Source organism: Idiomarina sp. UBA4206, from assembly GCF_002383015.1.
In the GTDB taxonomy this organism is placed as follows: domain Bacteria; phylum Pseudomonadota; class Gammaproteobacteria; order Enterobacterales; family Alteromonadaceae; genus Idiomarina; species Idiomarina abyssalis.
Map to the genome: position 1 here is coordinate 22,571 of NZ_DFTS01000055.1, position 2,001 is coordinate 24,571.

At 52.2% G+C, this 2,001-nt stretch carries 1 protein-coding gene; it reads right to left on the reverse strand.

Annotation, left to right across the window (positions count from 1 at the left end; translation table 11 throughout):
• The coding region (locus tag B3180_RS11310; RefSeq protein WP_286844627.1) for a protein-disulfide reductase DsbD family protein at window positions 1-2,001 on the reverse strand (2,001 nt) is incomplete at both ends.

Sequence of the window (2,001 nt, forward strand, 5' to 3'; positions counted from 1 at the left end):
CATCCTCCAGCGCGTCCATGACTTTGTCTTTACTGAGTACTACGGGCAGGGTTATACCGTCCGGAGCGCCGGGTCCGTAGACTTTGTTAAAGGGCACACCAAAGGTATTGTTGGCCTTTAAGTATTGGGTGACGCTCTCGTTGGCTTTGGTCCAGTCGCCGCGCAGGCGGGTGACGTGCTTCTCACCTAAGGCTGTAAATACCGGGTCTTGCAGTAACACGCCCGCTTTGTTGGCCTGGCAGGTGATACACCAGTCTGCGGTCACATCCACAAACACGGTTTGGCCATTGGCAACGGCTTCATCAATACGCTGCTGGGTTAGTGGCTGCCATTGGTGGTCCTGCGGTAGTTTGTTGACCCAACGGTCTGCGGTAAGAATTAACGTCGTACCGACAACGGCAGCTAATACCAAAAAGCCACCAATGGATAAAAACAGCGCCTTACGGCCATGCACTTTACCAATAATCACCAATGTCAGAACCGATAAACCGACAGTTAGCGCCAGGAATAACTCGTTGCTGATAAAGTTTTTCAGCAAGGTTGTCAGCCAGACCGTGGTTGCCAGCATCATAATGGCGAAAACGGGTTTCACCCATTGCATCCAGCGACCGGGCTTGGGCAGTAATTTTGCGGTTTTCGGGAACACGGCTATGAGTAACCAGGGCAGCGCCATGCCAATGCCAAGAGCGGCAAAAACCAGCAGAATAACCGAGGATTCGGCGGCTAATGCAAAGGCTACCGCGGTACCTAAAAAGGGCGCTGTACAAGGTGTAGCCAATACCGTGGCCAGCATGCCTTGCAGGAAATTCCCTTTGTAGCTGTTATCGCCGGCGGCTGCAGCACTGGTACTCAAAGAAGACGGCAATTTAAACTCAAAGGCGCCCATTAAGTTCAATGCGAATAGCCAGGTAATAGCAACCAGTACGGCAATGAAATAATGGTTTTGAAACTGAATTCCCCAGCCGACAGAACCGCCTGACCAGCGAAGAACCATCAGCCCCAGGGCAATGATCAGAAACGAGCTGATAATACCCAGTGATGACGCAAAAAACTGCTTACGCACCACCTTCGGCTGTTGTGCACCAGACAACATAAGGCTTTGAACTTTCAGGCCTAATACCGGCAACACGCAGGGCATAATGTTCAAAATAAGCCCACCCGCTAACGCCATCAATAAAATGGCCCACAGCGGAGGTGCGTTATTTGCAATAGTGCCTGCGGTTAGCTGAACGTTATATTCAGCGGCAAACTTTTCATCACTGACCGTAGTGATGAGTTCAGCGCCGCTAAGGTCCGGTAGTTCCAGCCAGTGGCTAACCTCAATATTCGCCGTGAGCGTATTTCCTTCCACCTGAATATTCGGTGATGAAAACTCTGCATCGGCCAGAGCTTCGTCGTTGCTGTGTATAAACAGTTGAGGATCTTGCCAGCCGTTGTCACGCTCTATGGTCAGTTGAACGCGCTGGTTGGCGTCGGACCAAATAGCCCGCTTCACGTTATTGCTGTCGTATTCCCTGGGCACTTTGCCCATGGCCTGATTAAAGGCAAAGGCACGATCACTGTCGACGGTCAGGGTGTCCAGGTCAACGTGCAAGTCAATTGGGTAGTCCGTTAACACACAAACGGTGGTACAGGACGACATAGTCAGCGTACCGCTAATGTGTGCCTGCCTGGCATCCGGGCTTAGCTGTATCATTAACGGAAAGGTCAACGACCCCTGATACCCCACGGTATCAATGCCCTGAATGCTGTAGCGCGAGGGCACCGGCCAGTGCCACTCGATATTTTTAATATTAGCTGACTTCGACCCGTCGAAAGTTGGCGGTATGCCGCCTTCCCCCGGCGAACGCCAGTAGGTTTTCCAGCCCTCATCCAGCTCAACATGCAGCAGAGCGGGTAGTAGGTTGCGCTCTGCCTCATAGTGACCAGTCAGTTCCAGCTTTACCGACACCGGCGGATGGTCTTCATGACTGAGCCAGCCAGTAGACGGTGTTTCCGCTA